Origin of the sequence: Streptococcus mitis (assembly GCF_001074635.1) — a bacterium.
Taxonomy (GTDB): domain Bacteria; phylum Bacillota; class Bacilli; order Lactobacillales; family Streptococcaceae; genus Streptococcus; species Streptococcus mitis_E.
Genome location: NZ_JUQO01000159.1, coordinates 1 through 19,945, shown reverse-complemented (window position 1 = coordinate 19,945; position 19,945 = coordinate 1). Strand labels below are relative to the sequence as shown.

General features: G+C 43.2%; 22 protein-coding genes. 20 read left to right on the top strand and 2 right to left on the bottom strand.

What is annotated here, in order from left to right:
* The 9 genes from ADI58_RS06740 to mnmG all read left to right on the top strand — a co-directional run.
* A partial coding sequence (locus ADI58_RS06740) for a response regulator transcription factor (RefSeq protein ID WP_049521948.1) occupies positions 1-426 on the top strand: 426 nt, incomplete at its 5' end.
* Between the two features lie 32 nt (positions 427-458).
* A protein-coding gene (locus ADI58_RS10800) for an IS5 family transposase (RefSeq protein ID WP_152905484.1) occupies positions 459-1,264 on the top strand; the annotation gives its coding sequence in 2 pieces (ribosomal slippage) (positions 459-833 and positions 836-1,264; 804 coding nt in all).
* A 171-nt stretch (positions 1,265-1,435) separates the two neighbouring features.
* Positions 1,436-2,242, top strand: coding sequence for an ABC transporter substrate-binding protein (locus tag ADI58_RS06725; protein WP_049521947.1), 807 nt, complete (start codon positions 1,436-1,438; stop codon positions 2,240-2,242).
* 16 nt (positions 2,243-2,258) lie between these two features.
* Entirely contained in the window at positions 2,259-3,455 is a 1,197-nt protein-coding gene (locus tag ADI58_RS06720) for an argininosuccinate synthase (RefSeq protein WP_031227942.1), read from the top strand.
* A gap of 28 nt (positions 3,456-3,483) precedes the next feature.
* On the top strand, positions 3,484-4,878 hold the full coding sequence (gene argH / locus ADI58_RS06715) for an argininosuccinate lyase (protein ID WP_023945182.1): 1,395 nt from the start codon (positions 3,484-3,486) through the stop codon (positions 4,876-4,878).
* A gap of 155 nt (positions 4,879-5,033) precedes the next feature.
* Positions 5,034-6,155 carry a tRNA 2-thiouridine(34) synthase MnmA gene (gene mnmA / locus ADI58_RS06710; protein ID WP_001282938.1) on the top strand — a complete coding sequence of 374 codons (1,122 nt, stop codon included), beginning with the start codon at positions 5,034-5,036 and terminating at the stop codon, positions 6,153-6,155.
* A 140-nt stretch (positions 6,156-6,295) separates the two neighbouring features.
* Entirely contained in the window at positions 6,296-6,751 is a 456-nt protein-coding gene (locus tag ADI58_RS06705; RefSeq protein ID WP_023945180.1) for an NUDIX hydrolase, read from the top strand.
* A gap of 8 nt (positions 6,752-6,759) precedes the next feature.
* Positions 6,760-7,191: an NUDIX hydrolase gene (locus ADI58_RS06700; protein WP_023945178.1), complete on the top strand. Its 432-nt coding sequence runs from the start codon at positions 6,760-6,762 to the stop codon at positions 7,189-7,191.
* Positions 7,181-9,094, top strand: a complete 1,914-nt coding sequence (gene mnmG / locus ADI58_RS06695; RefSeq protein ID WP_023945176.1) for a tRNA uridine-5-carboxymethylaminomethyl(34) synthesis enzyme MnmG — start codon at positions 7,181-7,183, stop codon at positions 9,092-9,094. The genes ADI58_RS06700 and mnmG overlap by 11 nt, the downstream gene beginning before the upstream one ends.
* Positions 9,095-9,132: 38 nt before the next feature.
* Here mnmG and rnjA read toward each other — a convergent pair whose 3' ends face one another.
* Both rnjA and ADI58_RS06685 read right to left on the bottom strand, forming a co-directional pair.
* On the bottom strand, positions 9,133-10,812 hold the full coding sequence (rnjA, locus tag ADI58_RS06690) for a ribonuclease J1 (protein WP_049521946.1): 1,680 nt from the start codon (positions 10,810-10,812) through the stop codon (positions 9,133-9,135).
* Position 10,813: 1 nt separating this feature from the next.
* On the bottom strand, positions 10,814-11,047 hold the full coding sequence (locus ADI58_RS06685) for a DNA-dependent RNA polymerase subunit epsilon (RefSeq protein ID WP_000639572.1): 234 nt from the start codon (positions 11,045-11,047) through the stop codon (positions 10,814-10,816).
* Between the two features lie 280 nt (positions 11,048-11,327).
* Here ADI58_RS06685 and ADI58_RS06680 point away from each other — a divergent pair, with 280 nt between their 5' ends.
* From ADI58_RS06680 to ADI58_RS06630, 11 genes are all read left to right on the top strand, one after another.
* Positions 11,328-11,543: a hypothetical protein gene (locus ADI58_RS06680; protein ID WP_049521945.1), complete on the top strand. Its 216-nt coding sequence runs from the start codon at positions 11,328-11,330 to the stop codon at positions 11,541-11,543.
* 104 nt (positions 11,544-11,647) lie between these two features.
* Positions 11,648-12,331 (top strand): tRNA (adenosine(37)-N6)-threonylcarbamoyltransferase complex dimerization subunit type 1 TsaB, encoded by a 684-nt coding sequence (gene tsaB / locus ADI58_RS06675; protein ID WP_049521944.1) that lies wholly within the window; start codon positions 11,648-11,650, stop codon positions 12,329-12,331.
* Positions 12,328-12,765, top strand: coding sequence for a ribosomal protein S18-alanine N-acetyltransferase (gene rimI, locus ADI58_RS06670; protein ID WP_049521943.1), 438 nt, complete (start codon positions 12,328-12,330; stop codon positions 12,763-12,765). The genes tsaB and rimI overlap by 4 nt, the downstream gene beginning before the upstream one ends.
* On the top strand, positions 12,755-13,765 hold the full coding sequence (tsaD, locus tag ADI58_RS06665; RefSeq protein ID WP_049521942.1) for a tRNA (adenosine(37)-N6)-threonylcarbamoyltransferase complex transferase subunit TsaD: 1,011 nt from the start codon (positions 12,755-12,757) through the stop codon (positions 13,763-13,765). Before rimI ends, tsaD begins: the two co-directional genes overlap by 11 nt.
* A gap of 119 nt (positions 13,766-13,884) precedes the next feature.
* Positions 13,885-14,580 carry an AzlC family ABC transporter permease gene (locus ADI58_RS06660; protein ID WP_080982497.1) on the top strand — a complete coding sequence of 232 codons (696 nt, stop codon included), beginning with the start codon at positions 13,885-13,887 and terminating at the stop codon, positions 14,578-14,580.
* Positions 14,570-14,893: an AzlD domain-containing protein gene (locus tag ADI58_RS06655; RefSeq protein WP_023945155.1), complete on the top strand. Its 324-nt coding sequence runs from the start codon at positions 14,570-14,572 to the stop codon at positions 14,891-14,893. The genes ADI58_RS06660 and ADI58_RS06655 overlap by 11 nt, the downstream gene beginning before the upstream one ends.
* 103 nt (positions 14,894-14,996) lie before the next feature.
* Complete coding sequence (locus ADI58_RS06650; RefSeq protein ID WP_049521941.1) at positions 14,997-15,827, top strand: amino acid ABC transporter substrate-binding protein; 831 nt, start codon at positions 14,997-14,999, stop codon at positions 15,825-15,827.
* Between the two features lie 153 nt (positions 15,828-15,980).
* Positions 15,981-16,835 (top strand): MetQ/NlpA family ABC transporter substrate-binding protein, encoded by an 855-nt coding sequence (locus tag ADI58_RS06645; protein WP_023948487.1) that lies wholly within the window; start codon positions 15,981-15,983, stop codon positions 16,833-16,835.
* Between the two features lie 96 nt (positions 16,836-16,931).
* Positions 16,932-18,305 carry a M20 family metallopeptidase gene (locus tag ADI58_RS06640; protein ID WP_049521940.1) on the top strand — a complete coding sequence of 458 codons (1,374 nt, stop codon included), beginning with the start codon at positions 16,932-16,934 and terminating at the stop codon, positions 18,303-18,305.
* Complete coding sequence (locus ADI58_RS06635) at positions 18,298-19,359, top strand: methionine ABC transporter ATP-binding protein (protein WP_049521939.1); 1,062 nt, start codon at positions 18,298-18,300, stop codon at positions 19,357-19,359. The genes ADI58_RS06640 and ADI58_RS06635 overlap by 8 nt, the downstream gene beginning before the upstream one ends.
* Position 19,360: 1 nt before the next feature.
* Positions 19,361-19,945, top strand: a 585-nt coding sequence (locus tag ADI58_RS06630) for a methionine ABC transporter permease (protein WP_049521938.1), incomplete at its 3' end; no start/stop codon positions are given.

Below are 19,945 nucleotides of genomic sequence, written 5' to 3'. Positions count from 1 at the left end.
AAAAAGAAACCCAAATACAGAACTGTATTTGAATTTCTTAACTTAATGACATTGGGTATTAAAATCGTTATTTTAACAGGGTATAGCAAAAAAATTTATGAGTATCGAGCTCAGAAGATGGGAGCCTATGCTTTTATTGATAAAAGTATCGATCCAGATAAGCTTCTTACTCAATTAAAAGGTATATATAGTGGAAAAAAGTATTTTTCGGTAGAAGAAATCGTGGATATCTTGTCTGAACGAGAGATAGAAGTGTTAGAATCGATTAGAAATGGTTTAACAATTGATGAGGTTTGTGAAACCTTATTTTTAAGTAAGCGGACTGTTTCGAATCATTTGGCAAATGTATTTTCAAAGCTAGGTGTTAATAATAGGCAGGAGGCAATCCATAAAGCAGAACTTTTAGGATATTTCTCTCCAGAGTAAGATTATCTTTTATGCCAAATTGGCATAAAACTATGAATTATGAATCAAGTAAACCATTAAGTTATGCACGATTTAAGCGCCTTGTTGGTGTTCAACGCACTACTTTTGAAGAGATGTTAGCTGTGTTAAAAACAGCTTATCAACTTAAACACGCAAAAGGTGGACGAACCCCTAAGTTAAGCCTAGAAGACCTCCTCATGGCTACTCTTCAATACATGCGAGAATACCGAACTTATGAACAAATTGCGGCTGATTTTGGCATTCACGAAAGCAACTTAATCCGTTGGAGTCAATGGGTTGAAGTGACTCTTCTTCAAAGTGGTTTTACGATTTTAAAAACTCATCTTAGTGCTGAGGATACGGTGATTGTGGATGCAACAGAGGTAAAAATCAATCGTCCTAAAAAAATCAACTAACCAATTATTCTGGTAAAAAGAAATGTCATGCTATGAAGGCTCAGGCGATTGTCACAAGCCAAGGGAGAATTGTTTCTTTGGATATTGCAGTGGACTATTGCCACGATATGAAGTTGTTCAAAATGAGCCGCAGAAATATCGGACAAGCTGGTAAAATCTTGGCTGACAGTGGTTGTCAAGAGCTCATGAAGATGTATTCACAAGCGCAAACTCCGAGGAAATCAAGCAAACTTAAGCCACTAACTCTTGAAGATAAATCCTATAATCATGTGCTATCTAAAGAGAGAATCAAGGTTGAGAATGTTTTTGCCAAAGTAGAAACGTTTAAAATGTTTTCAACAACCTATCGAAATCGACGTAAACGCTTTGGATTACGAATAAATTTAATTGCTGAAATTATCAACCGTGAACTAGGATTCTAGTTTCGCAGGAAGTCTAATAGCATAAATACGCCTAGAAATGACATTTTTATGTAGTATTTCTAGGTTTTTTTGTTTTAAACTGAAAAAATTTTCAATTTAGGCTTGACAAACGATGAGGATAGGAGTATTATTTATACAACTAAAAAGAATAAACATAAAGGAGGCTTTGTTATGAATAAGATGAAGAAGGTGTTGATGACGATGTTTGGTTTAGTGATGCTCCCCCTACTATTTGCTTGTAGTAACAATCAATCGGCTGGAATTGAAGCCATCAAGTCCAAAGGAAAATTGGTTGTAGCCCTCAATCCAGATTTTGCTCCATTTGAATATCAAAAAGTGGTTGATGGGAAAAATCAGATTGTGGGTTCAGATATCGAATTAGCCAAGGCTATCGCAACAGAACTAGGTGTCGAATTGGAACTATCTCCCATGAGTTTTGACAATGTACTGGCTAGTGTTCAATCAGGAAAAGCTGACCTTGCCATATCAGGTGTTTCTAAGACAGATGAACGGAGCAAGGTGTTCGATTTTTCAACTCCCTACTATACTTCAAAAAATAAGCTCATTGTCAAAAAATCTGATTTAGCCACTTATCAGTCTGTCAACGACTTGGCGCAGAAAAAGGTCGGAGCGCAGAAAGGTTCGATTCAAGAGACGATGGCGAAAGATTTGCTACAAAATTCTTCCCTCGTATCTCTGCCTAAAAATGGGAATTTAATTACAGATTTAAAATCAGGGCAAGTGGATGCCGTTATCTTTGAAGAACCTGTTGCCAAGGGATTTGTGGAAAATAATCCTGATTTAGCAATCGCAGACCTCAATTTTGAAAAAGAGCAAGATGATTCCTACGCGGTCGCCATGAAAAAAGATAGCAAGGAATTGAAAGAGGCAGTCGATAAAACCATTCAAAAGTTGAAGGATTCTGGAGAATTAGACAAACTCATTGAGGATGCCTTTAAAGCGTCCATTGAAAAATAGAAAGAAGGAAAAGAACATGAGTAAAGAAAAAGTAATTTTGGCCTATTCTGGCGGTTTAGACACATCAGTTGCTATTACCTGGTTAAAGAAAGATTATGATGTTGTTGCAGTTTGTATGGATGTGGGTGAAGGGAAAGACTTAGATTTCATCCATGATAAGGCTCTTAAGGTTGGGGCAGTAGAATCTTATGTCATTGATGTTAAGGACGAATTTGCTACAGATTATGTGCTAGTGGCTCTTCAGTCACATGCCTATTATGAACAAAAGTACCCCTTGGTATCTGCCTTGAGCCGCCCTCTTATTTCTAAAAAATTGGTTGAAATAGCGCATCAGACAGGAGCGACTACAATTGCTCATGGTTGTACAGGTAAGGGGAATGACCAAGTGCGTTTTGAAGTATCGATTGCAGCCTTGGATCCCAATTTAAAAGTGATTGCGCCAGTTCGTGAATGGAAATGGTCTAGGGAGGAAGAAATTCATTATGCCAAGGAAAATGGAGTACCTGTTCCTGCTGACCTTGACAATCCCTACTCTGTCGACCAAAATCTTTGGGGACGTGCCAATGAGTGTGGTATTTTGGAAAATCCATGGAATCAGGCTCCAGAAGAAGCCTTTGGCATCACAACTTCTCCAGAGCAAGCTCCAGATACGCCAGAATACATTGATATTGAGTTTAGTGAAGGTGTTCCAGTTTCCCTCAATGGAGAAGGGCTAAAATTGGCAGATTTGATTCAAAAACTCAATGAAATAGCTGGAAAACATGGGGTCGGACGGATTGACCACGTGGAAAATCGTTTGGTGGGGATTAAATCAAGAGAGATCTATGAATGTCCAGGGGCAGTGACTCTACTGACAGCTCATAAGGAAATTGAGGACTTGACGCTTGTGAGAGAAGTGGCTCATTTTAAACCAATCATAGAAAATGAATTATCAAATCTCATTTATAATGCTTTGTGGTTTAGTCCGGCTACACAAGCCTTGATTGCTTATATTAAAGAGACTCAAAAAGTTGTCAATGGGACTGCAAAAGTTAAACTGTATAAGGGAAGCGCTCAGGTCGTGGCTCGGAAATCACCAAATTCTCTTTACGATGAAAATTTGGCGACGTATACTAGTGCGGATACCTTTGACCAAGATGCTGCTATTGGCTTTATTAAGTTGTGGGGACTTCCAACCAAGGTTCATTCTGAGGTTCAAAAAAGCGCCAAATAGGACGATTGACTAGAGAGGTGGATGTGATATGGCTAAGAATACAAAATTATGGGGTGGTCGCTTTGAAGGTACTGTCGAAGACTGGGTAGAGCGCTTTGGTGCGAGTATATCTTTTGACCAGAAATTAGCTAAATTTGATGTGATTGGTTCTTTAGCCCACGTTCAGATGTTGGGTCAGACGGGTATTTTGAGTTTGAAGGAGTCAGAAAAGATTCAAGAAGGGTTGAAAGAGCTCTTAGAAGAGCTAGAGGCAGGCCAACTTGACTTTGATATCGCAAACGAAGATATTCATATGAATATGGAAGTGTTGCTGACAGAAAAAATTGGTCCCCTTGCAGGGAAGTTACATACGGCTCGTTCTCGAAATGACCAAGTTGCGACAGATATGCACTTGTATCTCAAGGAGCAACTAAGCCATGTCCTAGATAAACTGGCTCATCTCAAAGGTGTTTTATTAGACTTGGCTGAAAATCATGTGGAGACGATCATGCCGGGCTATACCCATCTGCAACATGCTCAGCCTATTAGTTTTGCCCACCACCTGATGGCTTACTACAATATGTTTCAGAGAGACAGTGAACGTTTTGAATTTAACCAGAAGCATACAGATCTATGCCCTCTAGGTGCGGCAGCTTTGGCAGGAACGACTTTCCCCATTGATCGCCAATTATCTAGCGATTTGCTGGCGTTTAAGCAACCCTATACAAATTCTTTAGATGCTGTTAGTGACCGCGATTTTATCTTAGAATTTCTATCCAATGCCAGCATACTCATGATGCATATGAGCCGTTTTTGTGAAGAAATGATCAATTGGTGTAGTTTTGAGTATCAATTCATTACCTTGTCGGATACGTTTACAACAGGTTCCTCTATTATGCCCCAAAAGAAAAATCCAGATATGGCTGAGTTGATTCGAGGAAAGACTGGTAGAGTTTATGGGAATCTGTTTGGACTGTTGACAGTCATGAAGTCATTGCCCTTAGCTTATAATAAGGATTTGCAAGAGGATAAGGAAGGAATGTTTGATACGGTCGAAACGATTTTAAATTCCCTCGATGTATTGGCAGGTATGTTATCTAGCTTGCAGGTAAACAAGGAAAAAATGCAAGAATCTACAGAGAAGGACTTTTCAAATGCAACTGAGTTGGCAGATTATTTGGCAGGGAAAGGTTTGCCATTTAGAGAAGCTCATGAGGTTGTAGGAAGATTAGTGCTAGACTCTATCAAGTCTGCTAAAAATATTCAAGATTGGACTTTGGAGGAATTACAAACCTATCATTCTCTCATTACCGAAGATATTTATGTCTACTTGCAACCTAAAACTGCTGTTCAAAGACGAAATTCCTTGGGAGGTACAGGGTTTGACCAAGTGAAATACCAGATTGCAGTTGCTAAGAAAGCGAATGAAGCTAGAAAGTGCTAGATTGATAGGTTCAGAATAAGAGGTTGGTCGATTGACAGCCTCTTTCTTGTCTTCTCCAACCAAGCATGTTATAATGAATACTGCTCAAGCGACCTTCAATCGTTAAGCACACACGACCTTCAATCGTGAATAAACGAATAGATGGGAGACTTACCATGAGTGATAACTCTAAAACACGTGTTGTCGTGGGGATGAGTGGTGGTGTTGATTCGTCGGTGACGGCTCTTTTGCTCAAGGAGCAGGGTTACGATGTGATTGGCATCTTCATGAAGAACTGGGACGACACAGATGAAAACGGCGTCTGTACGGCGACCGAAGATTACAAGGATGTGGCTGCGGTGGCAGACCAGATTGGCATTCCCTACTACTCTGTCAATTTTGAAAAAGAGTACTGGGACCGCGTTTTTGAGTATTTCCTAGCGGAATACCGTGCAGGGCGCACGCCAAATCCAGATGTTATGTGCAATAAGGAAATCAAATTTAAGGCCTTTTTGGACTATGCCATGACCTTGGGGGCAGACTATGTAGCGACTGGGCACTATGCCCGTGTAGCGCGTGATGAGGATGGTATCGTTCACATGCTGCGTGGTGTAGACAATGGCAAGGATCAGACTTATTTCCTCAGCCAGCTTTCGCAAGAACAACTTCAAAAAACCATGTTCCCTCTGGGACATTTGGAAAAGCCTGAAGTGCGAAAACTAGCAGAAGAAGCAGGCCTTGCGACTGCCAAGAAGAAAGACTCGACAGGGATTTGCTTTATCGGAGAAAAGAACTTTAAGAACTTTCTCAGCAACTACTTACCAGCTCAGCCAGGTCGCATGATGACTGTGGATGGTCGCGATATGGGCGAGCATGCAGGACTTATGTATTATACAATCGGTCAGCGTGGCGGTCTCGGTATCGGTGGGCAACACGGTGGTGACAATGCGCCTTGGTTCGTTGTCGGAAAAGATCTAAGCAAGAATATCCTCTATGTCGGCCAAGGTTTCTACCATGACTCGCTCATGTCAACCAGCCTAGAAGCCAGTCAAGTCCACTTTACTCGTGATATGCCAGAAGAATTTACGCTAGAATGTACGGCTAAATTCCGTTATCGTCAGCCGGATTCTAAAGTGACCGTCCATGTCAAAGGAGACAAGGCAGAGGTCATCTTTGCGGAACCGCAACGCGCCATCACACCAGGACAGGCAGTTGTCTTTTACGATGGCGAAGAATGTCTCGGTGGTGGCTTGATTGACAATGCCTACCGTGACGGACAAGTTTGTCAGTACATTTAGATTGACAAATTTTCTCAATTTGCTACAATAATAAAAGCAATAGAAATGATGGTCAAAGCTCATGGATGTTGCAGGCTTTTTTGTCCTGCACTTCTTTGGAGTTTTGACTGTTTTTGTGTCGTTTAAGGGAAAGGACAAGAATGACTCAGCAAGACTTTCGGACAAAAGTAGACAATACAGTTTTTGGAGTTCGGGCGACAGCCTTGATTCTTCAAAATCGCAAGCTTCTAGTCACCAAAGGTAAGGGCAAGTATTACACAATCGGCGGTGCGATTCAAGTCAATGAAAGCACGGAAGACGCGGTAGTCCGTGAAGTGAGGGAAGAACTGGGTGTCAAAGCTCAAGCTGGGCAGCTAGCTTTTGTGGTTGAAAATAGTTTTGAACAGGATGGTGTTTTCTATCACAATATCGAGTTTCATTATCTGGTGGACTTGCTTGAAGGTGCCCCATTGACCATGCAGGAAGATGAGAAAAGGCAGCCCTGTGAGTGGATTGAGTTGGATAATCTTGAGAATATCCAGCTAGTTCCAGCCTTTTTAAAAACAGCCTTACCAGATTGGGACGGCCAACTAAGACACATTCATCTTGAGGAATAGGAGAGAAAATGATGGTTAAGCTTATTGCCCATGTACTTGTTCATAGTGGTGATGATTATTTGCTCATTCAGCGTTCGGAAATTAAAAGAGGAGAACCCAACGTTTATCCAACTTACTGGGATATTCCTGGTGGTGGGGTTGAAAAGGGTGAACTTCCGCGAGATGGTGCTCTTAGAGAATGCATTGAAGAAGCGGGAGTTAGGCTAGATAGCAGTTCGCTCAAACTTCTTCATGAAGATAGTCAACTGGATACCTCTAAGGATACGGTCTTTACTCGCTTAGTTTATAAAGCAGAGTGGGTTGGGGAGAAGCCAATTATCAGATTAGATCCTGAAGAGCATACGCACTTTAAATGGGTTACTATGGCTCAAGCTCTAGAGGAGGAGAAGTTAGTTCCTTATTTACGAGAAATTTTTGAAAGGTTAAGAAATGACATATAATTTTACTGAAGAATACGATATTATTGTAATCGGTGCGGGACACGCTGGGGTTGAGGCTTCCTTGGCCGCTAGCCGTATGGGCTGTAAGGTCTTGCTTGCGACTATCAACATTGAAATGCTGGCTTTCATGCCTTGTAACCCCTCTATCGGTGGTTCTGCCAAGGGGATTGTCGTGCGTGAAGTCGATGCCCTCGGTGGCGAGATGGCCAAAACCATTGACAAGACTTACATCCAGATGAAGATGCTCAATACAGGGAAGGGGCCAGCTGTCCGTGCCCTTCGTGCGCAGGCTGACAAGGAACTTTACTCTAAGGAAATGCGCAAGACAGTTGAAAATCAAGAGAATCTGACCCTTCGTCAAACCATGATTGATGAGATTTTGGTGGAAGATGGCAAGGTTGTCGGTGTTCGTACAGCGACCCATCAAGAATATGCTGCAAAGGCCGTTATTGTGACGACAGGGACTGCTCTCCGTGGGGAAATCATCATCGGAGATCTCAAGTACTCATCAGGACCAAACCACAGCCTAGCTTCTATTAACCTTGCTGACAATCTCAAGGAACTTGGTCTCGAAATCGGTCGTTTCAAGACAGGGACACCTCCACGTGTCAAGGCTTCTTCAATTAACTACGATGTAACTGAGATTCAGCCAGGAGATGAAGCGCCAAACCACTTCTCATACACTTCACGTGATGAGGATTATGTCAAGGATCAAGTGCCATGCTGGTTGACCTATACCAATGGTACTAGTCATGAGATTATCCAAAACAATCTCCACCGTGCGCCTATGTTTACAGGTGTTGTCAAGGGAGTGGGCCCTCGTTACTGTCCGTCGATTGAAGACAAGATTGTGCGCTTTGCGGATAAGGAACGCCACCAACTATTTCTTGAGCCAGAAGGACGCAATACAGAGGAAGTCTATGTTCAAGGACTTTCAACCAGTCTGCCTGAGGATGTTCAGCGTGACTTGGTTCATTCCATTAAAGGTTTGGAAAATGCAGAGATGATGCGGACAGGTTATGCCATTGAGTATGATATGGTCTTGCCTCATCAGTTGCGTGCGACTCTGGAAACCAAGAAAATCTCAGGTCTTTTCACTGCTGGTCAGACAAACGGAACGTCAGGTTACGAAGAAGCAGCAGGTCAAGGGATTATCGCTGGCATCAATGCGGCTCTGAAAATCCAAGGCAAGCCTGAGTTGATTTTGAAGCGTAGTGACGGTTACATCGGGGTGATGATTGATGACTTGGTGACCAAGGGAACCATTGAACCCTACCGTCTCTTGACCAGTCGTGCTGAATACCGTCTCATTCTCCGCCATGACAATGCTGATATGCGTTTGACTGAGATGGGACGCGAGATTGGCCTTGTGGACGATGAACGCTGGGATCGTTTTGAAATCAAGAAAAATCAATTTGATAATGAGATGAAGCGACTAGATAGCATCAAACTCAAGCCAGTCAAGGAAACCAATGCTAAGGTTGAGGCGATGGGCTTCAAGCCGTTGACAGATGCAGTGACAGCCAAGGAATTCCTTCGCCGTCCAGAAGTTTCTTACCAAGATGTGGTGGCCTTCATTGGACCAGCAGCAGAGGACTTGGATGACAAGATTATCGAATTGATTGAAACAGAAATCAAGTACGAAGGCTATATTTCCAAAGCCATGGATCAGGTAGCCAAGATGAAACGCATGGAAGAAAAACGCATTCCAGCCAATATTGATTGGGATGACATTGATTCTATCGCAACCGAAGCTCGTCAGAAGTTCAAACTCATCAATCCAGAAACCATCGGCCAAGCTAGCCGTATTTCGGGAGTAAATCCAGCAGACATTTCAATTTTGATGGTGTATCTGGAAGGTAAAAATCGTAGTATTTCTAAAAATCAAGAAAAGAAAGCATAGAGAAAAACAGCTCCGAAAAATCGGGGCTGTTTTATGATTTATTCTTCATCTGGTGTAAGGATCATTGGGATGATGATCGGTTCACGTTCTGTATTTTCATAAAGGAAGGGGCGAATAGCGTTGACAATGGCACCATTGACAGATTGAACACTAGCATCCTTGTTTTTCAGTGCGATACGAATTGCATTGAAGAGGATGCGCTGGCTTTGGCGAATCAAGTCGCCAGACTCTCTCATGTAGACAAAGCCTCGGCTGAGGATGTCTGGGCCAGACAGAATCATCTGCGATTTGAAGTCAACAGTTGCGACTGCCAGAACGACACCGTCTTCAGATAGATCACGACGATCTTTGAGGACAGCTGCGCCGATTTCACCGATACGATTTCCATCGACATAGATATCTTGGGCGTTGAAATGACCTGCGATACGAGCTGAGTCAGCAGTAAGGGCAAGCACATCACCATTGCTCATGATAAAGATATTGTCCTTCTCAACACCAGTATCTACTGCTAGTCCAGCGTGGACCTTTTGCATGCGGTATTCACCGTGGACAGGCATGAAGTATTTTGGCTTAATCAAGCGGAGCATGAGTTTTTGCTCTTGCTGACCACCGTGTCCAGATGTATGGATATTGTTCACTTTACCGTGGATAACTTCGACACCAGCTTCTGAAATGATGTTAATCAGCTTGTTGACGCTAGTAGTGTTTCCAGGGATTGGACTTGAAGAGAAGATAACCGTATCGCCGGGTTGGAGTTGTACCTGACGGTGGGTTCCGTTGGCGATACGAGAGAGGGCAGCCATCGGCTCGCCCTGACTACCTGTACAGAGGATGAGAATCTCGCCTGCAGGATAGTCTTTGATTTCATTTGGCTCGATAAAGGTTCCCTTAGGAGCTTTGATGTAGCCAAGATCGATTCCGTTGACAATGGCCTTTTCCATAGAACGACCAAAGACCGCAATCTTACGTCCAGTCTTAACAGCAGCTTCTGTTGCTTGCTGGAGACGGAAGATATTTGAGGCAAAGGATGCAAAGATGATACGTCCTTCAATACCTTGGATAATCTTCATGATGGACTGGCCAACGACTTTTTCAGAGTTGGTAAAGGTTGGCACTTCCGCATTTGTCGAGTCAGACAGGAGACAGAGCACACCTTCTTCGCCCAGCGCAGCCATACGGTGCAAATCTGCTGGTTCACCAACTGGTGTTAAGTCAAACTTGAAGTCACCCGTACAGACAATTTTTCCTTGAGGAGTATGAATGACAATCCCCAAAGGTTCTGGAATAGAGTGAGTCGTTCTAAAGAAAGTTGCCTTGAGATTTTTAAAGGTCAACTCAGTATTGTGGTTGATTTCGTAAAGTTTGGCGTTGCGCAAGAGACCGTGTTCTTCGAGTTTCCCACGGATCAAAGCCAAGGCAAGTGGTCCAGCATAGATTGGGACATTTGCTTGCTTGAGTAGGAATGGAATCCCACCGATGTGGTCCTCGTGTCCGTGTGTAATCAAAACAGCCTTGACGCGGTCGATATTGTCTACGATGTAAGAGTAGTCAGGAATGACATAGTCGATACCAAGCAAGTCATCTTCTGGGAATTTAATCCCAGCATCGACGATGATAATCTCGTCTTGGTATTCAATTCCGTATGTGTTTTTCCCGATTTCTCCCAGACCACCGATGGCAAAAACGCCAACTTCTTCAGGTTTAAGAGTATAGGCCATATTAGAACTCCGTAATTTCGAAGGCGCCAGTTTCTTTTTCGTAATCTAGCAATTTGTCAGACAAGAGTTCGATATACTCGATATTGTACTCTGGGCGATTTTCTTCGACAAGTTGGCGAGCAGCGATGCGACCCTCAAGTTCTGAGCTGGCATCGATGTCTAGGTAAAGTGCGCGTGTAGTTTCACGACGTGGGCTACGTTCTTTTGTTTCTTGATAAAAAACTTTGTAAATCATATAGTTCCTTTCTATTTTACAGGTCAGCTTATTCCAAACTTTTAGCAGAGATTTGCTTGATTTCATTCCATTTTGTGTCTAGATTGACCTTGATTCGTTACAATTATTTCAATTATACCACAAAATGAAAAATTAGTAAAAGACGGAAACGAGAAAGTCATGGGATAATTCCTTTAGTAAGCGCTTGCAAAAACGAAGAAAATGTGTTATATTGATAACGGAAGTGAAATTTATTGCTTGTCATAATTCCATATAGATTTTAAGTCAAGGAGGTTGCCCTATGTATAACTTATTTGCTTTTGCTATCGGAGCTCGCTTGGTGGCTTTTATTGTTTTTGTTGCTTGTGTTTATGGAGGGAATCTTCTATTTGCCAAACTGGAACGACGACAAAGCAAGTTCTTGTGGAAAATTACCTTTGTGACTCTCTACTCGATTTTTCTCCTCCTCGTAACCTATGTCGTTTGGTTTGTATTTTACTTTGGATTAAATGCTTAGATGCCCTGCTCATGCTGGGGCATTTTTGTTTGGGGGCAAAGAAAATTCCCATGTGCCAGCTTTTGTAGTATAATAGTAAGCAGACAAAAAGATAGGAATGTGTTATGAAAGTATTAGCTTTTGATACGTCCAGCAAGGCTCTTTCTCTCGCTATTTTAGAGGACAAGCAGGTTCTTGCCGAGACGACGATTAATATTAAGAAAAATCACAGTATTACCCTCATGCCTGCCATTGATTTTTTGATGGCAAGTTTGGATTGGACGCCCAAGGATTTGGACAGAATCGTGGTGGCGGAAGGGCCGGGTAGCTACACAGGCTTGCGAATTGCGGTAGCAACTGCCAAGACCTTAGCTCACACTCTGAACATCGAGTTAGTTGGTATGTCTAGCCTCTTGGCTCTGGTGCCATACCAACAAGAAGGCTTGTTCGTTCCTTTGATGGATGCGCGTCGCAACAATGTTTATGCAGGATTTTATGAAAATGCCAAACCTGTCATGCCAGAAGCGCACCTGCCTTTTGAGCGAGTGATTGAGTTAATCAAGGGTGCTAGTCAAGTAACCTTTGTCGGAGAAGTTGGCCCCTTTGTGGAGCAGATTCAAGAACACTTGCCAAGGACTAATCTCAAAGAAACCTTGCCAAATGCAGCTAATCTAGCTCTCTGGGCCTGGGACAAGGAAGCAGACTCCTTGCATGATTTTGTGCCTAACTACCTCAAGCGTGTCGAGGCTGAGGAAAACTGGCTCAAGAACCATACCGAGTCTGGCGAGTCTTACATTAAACGCCTATGATAGAAATCAAACGAATCCAACAGCGACCTGACTTGGCTCAAGCCATCTACGCTGTCATGGCAGCTGTTTACCCAGTCAGTCCTTGGACGCTGGAGCAAATCCAAGCAGATCTGTCCCAAGACCAGACTTGGTATGTTCTGGCTTATGATGGGGCAGAAGTGATTGGCTTTCTAGCTGTTCAGGAGAATCTTTTTGAGGCAGAAGTCTTGCAAATCGCTGTTAAAGGAGCCTATCAGGGTCAGGGAATTGCATCAGCCTTGTTTGCGACACTGCCGACAGACAAGGAGATTTTCCTCGAAGTCAGAAAGTCAAATCAACGAGCGCAAGCATTTTACAAGAAAGAAAAGATGGCAGTCATCGCTGAGCGAAAGGCCTACTACCATGACCCAGTCGAGGACGCCATTATCATGAAGAGAGAAATAGATGAAGGATAGATATATTTTAGCATTTGAGACATCCTGTGATGAGACCAGTGTTGCCGTCTTGAAAAACGACGATGAGCTCTTGTCCAATGTCATTGCCAGTCAAATTGAGAGTCACAAACGTTTTGGCGGCGTAGTGCCGGAAGTGGCTAGTCGTCACCATGTCGAGGTCATTACAGCCTGTATCGAGGAGGCGCTAGCAGAAGCAGAGATTACAGAAGAGGATGTGACAGCTGTTGCGGTTACCTATGGACCGGGCTTGGTTGGAGCCTTACTAGTTGGCTTGTCAGCTGCCAAGGCCTTTGCTTGGGCACATGGACTTCCACTAATTCCCGTTAACCACATGGCTGGCCACCTCATGGCAGCTCAAAATGTAGAGCCTTTGGAGTTTCCCTTGCTAGCCCTCTTGGTTAGCGGTGGACACACAGAGTTGGTTTATGTTTCTGAGGCTGGTGACTACAAGATTGTTGGGGAAACGCGAGATGACGCGGTTGGTGAGGCCTATGATAAGGTTGGTCGTGTCATGGGCTTGACCTATCCTGCCGGTCGTGAGATTGACGAGCTAGCTCATCAGGGGCAGGATATTTATGATTTTCCTCGTGCCATGATTAAGGAAGATAATCTGGAGTTTTCATTCTCAGGTTTGAAATCGGCCTTTATCAATCTTCACCACAATGCCGAGCAAAAGGGAGAAAGCTTGTCCACAGAGGATTTGTGTGCTTCCTTTCAAGCAGCTGTCTTGGATATTCTTATGGCAAAAACCAAGAAGGCCTTGGGAAAATACCCTGTTAAAACCCTTGTCGTGGCAGGTGGTGTGGCAGCCAATAAAGGTCTCAGAGAACGCCTAGCAACTGAAATCACAGATGTCAAGATCATCATTCCACCTCTGCGCCTCTGCGGAGACAATGCAGGTATGATTGCCTATGCCAGCGTCAGCGAGTGGAACAAAGAAAACTTTGCAAACTTGGACCTCAATGCCAAACCAAGTCTCGCTTTTGATACGATGGAATAAAATGGAGTCTGTCTGATTACAATCAGCAGACTTTTTTCTCTTTCCTGAATGTGTTATAATAGTCCATGCTGTGGCTGGAATTGATTCAGCCTATTTATTAAGACAATATGAGGAGAAAGATGAAAGAAAAAGGATTTTGGGAGGGGGCGCAGGCAGCTATGCCAACGGCCCTTGGTTATATCAGTATTGGCCTTGCCTGTGGGATTATCGGTGCGCCCTATGTGACACCTGTGGAGATGGGCTTGATGAGCCTCTTTGTTTATGCTGGGAGTGCTCAGTTTGCCATGCTGGCACTGATTGCGGTTCAAGCCCCTGTGGCAGCTATTGCTATGACGGTTTTTTTGATTAATTTGCGTCTCTTTTTGTTGAGTTTGCATGCGTCAACCTATTTCCGTCATACTAGTCTCTGGCACAATATCGGTATGTCTAGTATCTTGACGGATGAGACTTATGGTGTTTTGATGGGTGAATTGGCCCATGCAGACAAGGTCAATCCTATGTGGATGCACGGAAACAATCTTAACAGCTATGTGGCTTGGTTTGTGGGAACAGTAGTCGGAACGGCTCTGGGTGGCCTGTTGCCAAATCCAGAAATCTTTGGTTTAGATTTTGCCCTAGTTGGGATGTTCATCGGCATTTTTGCTTCGCAATTCCAAATTATGCAAAGACGGATTCCTATCCGCAATCTGCTCATTATCCTAGCAGTTGTTGCGGTGTCCTTCTTTTTACTCTTGACAGTGGTGTCTCAGTCACTAGCTGTTCTGTTTGCGACGCTACTTGGTTGTACAATGGGGGTGGTTTTAGATGGTCAGTAAGTATCTTTTATTAGCAGTTATTTTCTCTGGCTTGGTGACTTGGATTCCCCGTATGATTCCCTTCATCTTGGTCAAGTATAAGGGTTTGCCTGCAATCGTTGAGCGTTTTTTGAAGTTCTTGCCCGTTTCTATTATTTTTGCCTTGATTCTTTCAAGCGTAGTAACAGGCAAGGTTGGTAGTCTTCCTCAAATAAAATGGCTAGACTTCTTAGCAGTCTTTCCAACGGCTTGGGTAGCCTTTCGCTACCGCAATCTAGTCGGAACAGTTCTCTTTGGAGTTGTCTTGATTGCCGTCCTACGTTTACTATTTTAAATGGGCTATAAAGAAAATCTATCACAGAGATAAATATCATATAATGGCATAATTACTTTTTTTCTGATAAGATAATAAGGTATTCTATTTTGGAGGAAATGACATGAAAAAAATCGTTAAATACTCATCTCTTGCTGCCCTAGGGCTTGTTGCTGCAGGTGTGCTAGCAGCTTGCTCAGGTGGTGCTAAGAAAGAAGGAGAAGTAGCTAGCAAGAAAGAAATTATCGTTGCAACCAATGCTTCACCAAAACCATTCAACTATGAAGAAAATGGTGAATTGACTGGTTATGAGATTGAACTAGTTCGCGCTATCTTTAAAGACTCTGATAAGTATGATGTCAAGTTTGAGAAGACAGAGTGGTCAGGTGTCTTTGCAGGACTTGACGCTGATCGCTACCAGATGGCTGTTAACAATATCAGCTACACTAAAGAACGTGCAGAAAAATACCTTTACGCAGCCCCAACTGCTAAAAACCCTAACGTTCTTGTAGTGAAAAAAGATGATTCTAGCATCAAATCGCTTGATGATATCGGTGGAAAATCAACAGAAGTTGTTCAAGGGACAACATCTGCTAAACAGTTAGAAGACTACAACAAACAACACTCAGATAATCCAACTGTCCTTAACTATACTAGAGCTGACTTCCAACAAATCATGGGACGTTTGAGCGATGGCCAGTTTGACTACAAGATTTTTGATAAAATCGGTGTTGAAACAGTGATCAAGAACCAAGGTTTGGACAACTTGAAAGTTATCGAACTTCCAAGCGACCAACAACCTTACGTTTACCCACTTCTTGCCAAAGGTCAAGATGAGTTGAAAACATTTGTAGACAAACGCATCCAAGAACTCTACAAAGACGGAACCCTTGAAAAATTGTCTAAACAATTCTTCGGAGACACTTATCTACCAGCAGAAGCTGATATTAAATAATTTCTTGAAATCATCCATTCTGAGTAAGGTGGATGATTTCTCAGTTTTTAGGGATATAGTTTTAAACTATATATCTGGCTATCTAATAACAATTTGTGAAATCAAACAAATTGTGAGATACTAGTACGGTATTATTTTTAAGGAGAAAGAATCATGAAAATTAAAAAATGGCTTGGTGTAGCAGCTCTTGCTACAGTCGCAGGTTTGGCTCTTGCAGCTTGCGGAAACTCAGAAAAGAAAGCAGACAATGCAACAACTATCAAAATCGCAACTGTTAACCGTAGCGGTTCTGAAGAAGCTCGTTGGGATAAAGTTCAAGAATTAGTTAAAAAAGACGGCATTACCTTGGAATTTACAGAGTTCACAGACTACTCACAACCAAACAAGGCAACTGCTGATGGCGAAGTAGACTTGAACGCTTTCCAACACTATAACTTCTTGAACAACTGGAACAAAGAAAACGGAAAAGACCTTGTAGCGATTGCTGATACTTACATCTCTCCAATTCGCCTTTACTCAGGTTTGAATGGAAGCGACAACAAGTACACTAAAGTAGAAGACATCCCAGCAAACGGAGAAATCGCTGTACCAAACGATGCTACAAACGAAAGCCGTGCGCTTTACTTGCTTCAATCAGCCGGCTTGATTAAATTGGACGTTTCAGGAACTGCTCTTGCAACAGTTGCTAACATTAAAGAAAATCCAAAGAACTTGAAAATCACTGAATTGGACGCTAGCCAAACAGCTCGTTCATTGTCATCAGTTGACGCTGCCGTTGTAAACAATACCTTCGTTACAGAAGCAAAATTGGACTACAAGAAAGCACTTTTCAAAGAACAAGCTGATGAAAATTCAAAACAATGGTACAACATCATCGTTGCGAAAAAAGATTGGGAAACATCACCTAAGGCTGATGCTATCAAGAAAGTGATCGCAGCTTACCACACAGATGACGTGAAAAAAGTTATCGAAGAAACATCAGACGGTTTGGATCAACCAGTTTGGTAATAAGAAACAGGGAGGTGGGAGAGAAAATTCCACCTCTTGCTTTTGTATAGAGCATGGATTGTCAGGAAGAGTAGTTCATAGAAAGGTAGAGAGAATATGGTTTTTCCTAGCGAACAAGAACAGATTGAAAAATTTGAAAAGGATCATGTGGCCCAGCATTATTTTGAGGTTTTGCGTACCTTGATTTCTAAGAAGTCGGTCTTTGCCCAACAGGTGGGGCTCAAAGAAGTTGCCAACTATCTGGGTGAGATTTTCAAGCGTGTTGGGGCTGAAGTGGAGATTGATGAGACTTATACGGCTCCCTTTGTCATGGCGCATTTCAAGAGTTCGCGTCCAGATGCCAAGACCCTAATTTTCTATAACCACTATGACACTGTGCCAGCGGATGGGGATCAGGTGTGGACAGAGGATCCCTTTACTCTTTCAGTGCGCAATGGCTTCATGTATGGGCGTGGGGTTGATGACGACAAGGGTCATATCACAGCTCGTTTGAGTGCTTTGAGAAAATACATGCAGCACCACGATGACCTGCCTGTCAATATCAGTTTTATCATGGAGGGAGCGGAGGAATCCGCTTCGACAGACCTAGATAAGTATCTGGAAAAGCACGCTGATAAACTCCGTGGCGCAGATTTGTTAGTTTGGGAACAAGGGACCAAGAATGCCTTGGAGCAGTTAGAAATTTCTGGTGGAAATAAAGGAATTGTGACCTTTGATGCCAAGGTTAAAAGTGCGGATGTGGATATCCACTCTAGTTATGGAGGAGTTGTGGAATCAGCTCCTTGGTACCTCCTTCAAGCCCTACAGTCTCTTCGTGCCGCAGATGGCCGTATCTTGGTTGAAGGTTTGTACGAAGAAGTTCAAGAACCAAATGAACGAGAATTGGCCTTGGTGGACACCTACGCTCAACGCAATCCAGGGGAAATCAGCCAGATTTATGGTTTGGAATTACCTCTCTTACAAGAGGATCGTGCAGCCTTCCTAAAACGTTTCTTTTTTGAACCAGCCCTTAATATCGAAGGAATCCAGTCAGGTTATCAGGGACAAGGAGTCAAAACGATTTTGCCAGCAGAAGCCAGCGCTAAGCTAGAAGTTCGTTTGGTTCCTGGCCTAGAACCGCATGATGTTCTGGAAAAAATTCGGAAACAGCTAGACAAAAATGGCTTTGATAAGGTAGAATTATACTATACCTTGGGAGAGATGAGCTATCGCAGCGATATGAGCGCGCCAGCCATTCTTAATGTGATCGAGTTGGCCAAGAAATTCTATCCACAGGGCGTTTCAGTCTTGCCGACTACAGCTGGGACAGGGCCTATGCATACGGTCTTTGATGCCCTAGAGGTGCCAATGGTGGCCCTCGGTCTAGGAAATGCCAATAGTCGAGACCACGGTGGGGATGAAAATGTGCGAATCGCCGATTATTACACCCATATTGAATTAGTAGAGGAGCTGATTAGAAGCTATGAGTAGAGATATTATCAAGTTAGATCAGATCGATGTGACTTTTCATCAAAAGAAGAGAACCATCACAGCGGTCAAGGATGTGACCATTCACATCCAAGAAGGGGATATCTACGGAATCGTTGGATATTCTGGAGCAGGGAAATCAACCCTTGTACGGGTGATTAACCTCTTGCAGAAACCATCTGCAGGCAAAATTACCATTGATGACGATGTGATTTTTGATGGCAAGGTGACCTTGACGGCAGAGCAGTTGCGTCGTAAACGTCAAGATATCGGAATGATTTTCCAGCATTTTAACCTGATGAGCCAAAAGACAGCAGAGGAGAATGTAGCCTTTGCCCTTAAACACTCTGGACTCAGCAAGGAAGAAAAGAAGGCTAAAGTAGCCAAGTTGTTGGACTTGGTTGGTTTGGCGGATCGTGCTGAAAACTACCCTTCACAATTATCTGGAGGGCAAAAACAGCGTGTGGCCATTGCGCGTGCCTTGGCAAATGATCCAAAAATCTTGATTTCAGACGAGTCAACTTCTGCCCTTGATCCTAAGACAACCAAGCAGATTTTGGCCTTGTTGCAAGATTTGAACCAAAAATTAGGCTTGACTGTTGTCTTGATTACGCATGAAATGCAGATTGTCAAAGACATTGCCAATCGTGTAGCAGTTATGCAGGATGGACATTTGATTGAAGAGGGCAGCGTCCTTGAAATCTTCTCAGATCCTAAACAACCTTTGACTCAAGACTTTATCTCCACAGCTACAGGTATTGACGAAGCCATGGTCAAAATCGAGAAGCAAGAAATTGTGCAACATCTGTCTGAAAACAGTCTTTTAGTGCAACTCAAGTACGCTGGAGCTTCAACAGACGAGCCACTTTTGAATGAATTGTACAAGCATTACCAAGTAACAGCTAATATCCTCTATGGGAATATCGAAATCCTTGACGGTACTCCTGTTGGAGAATTGGTGGTGGTCTTGTCAGGTGAAAAAGTAGCGTTGGCAGGTGCCCAAGAAGCCATTCGTCAAGCAGGCGTACAGTTAAAAGTATTGAAGGGAGGACAGTAAGATGGAATCATTGATTCAAACCTATTTGCCAAATGTTTATAAAATGGGCTGGGCTGGTCAAGCAGGCTGGGGAACAGCCATCTACCTAACTCTTTATATGACAGTTCTTTCCTTCATTATCGGAGGTTTCTTGGGGCTAGTGGCAGGGCTCTTCCTTGTCTTGACAGCGCCAGGTGGTGTCTTGGAAAATAAGGTCGTTTTCTGGATTTTGGATAAGATTACCTCTATTTTCCGTGCGGTGCCATTTATCATTCTCTTGGCAGTCTTGTCACCCTTCTCACACCTAATCGTAGGGACAAGTATCGGGCCAAATGCGGCTATTGTACCCCTATCTTTTGCGGTCTTTGCCTTCTTTGCCCGTCAGGTGCAGGTTGTCTTGGCTGAGCTAGATGGTGGTGTTATTGAGGCAGCTCAAGCGAGCGGAGCGACATTCTGGGATATCGTAGGGGTTTACCTATCCGAAGGTCTTCCAGATTTGATCCGTGTGACGACTGTGACCTTGATTTCACTTGTTGGTGAAACAGCTATGGCCGGTGCGGTTGGAGCTGGTGGTATCGGTAACGTAGCCATCGCTTATGGATTTAAC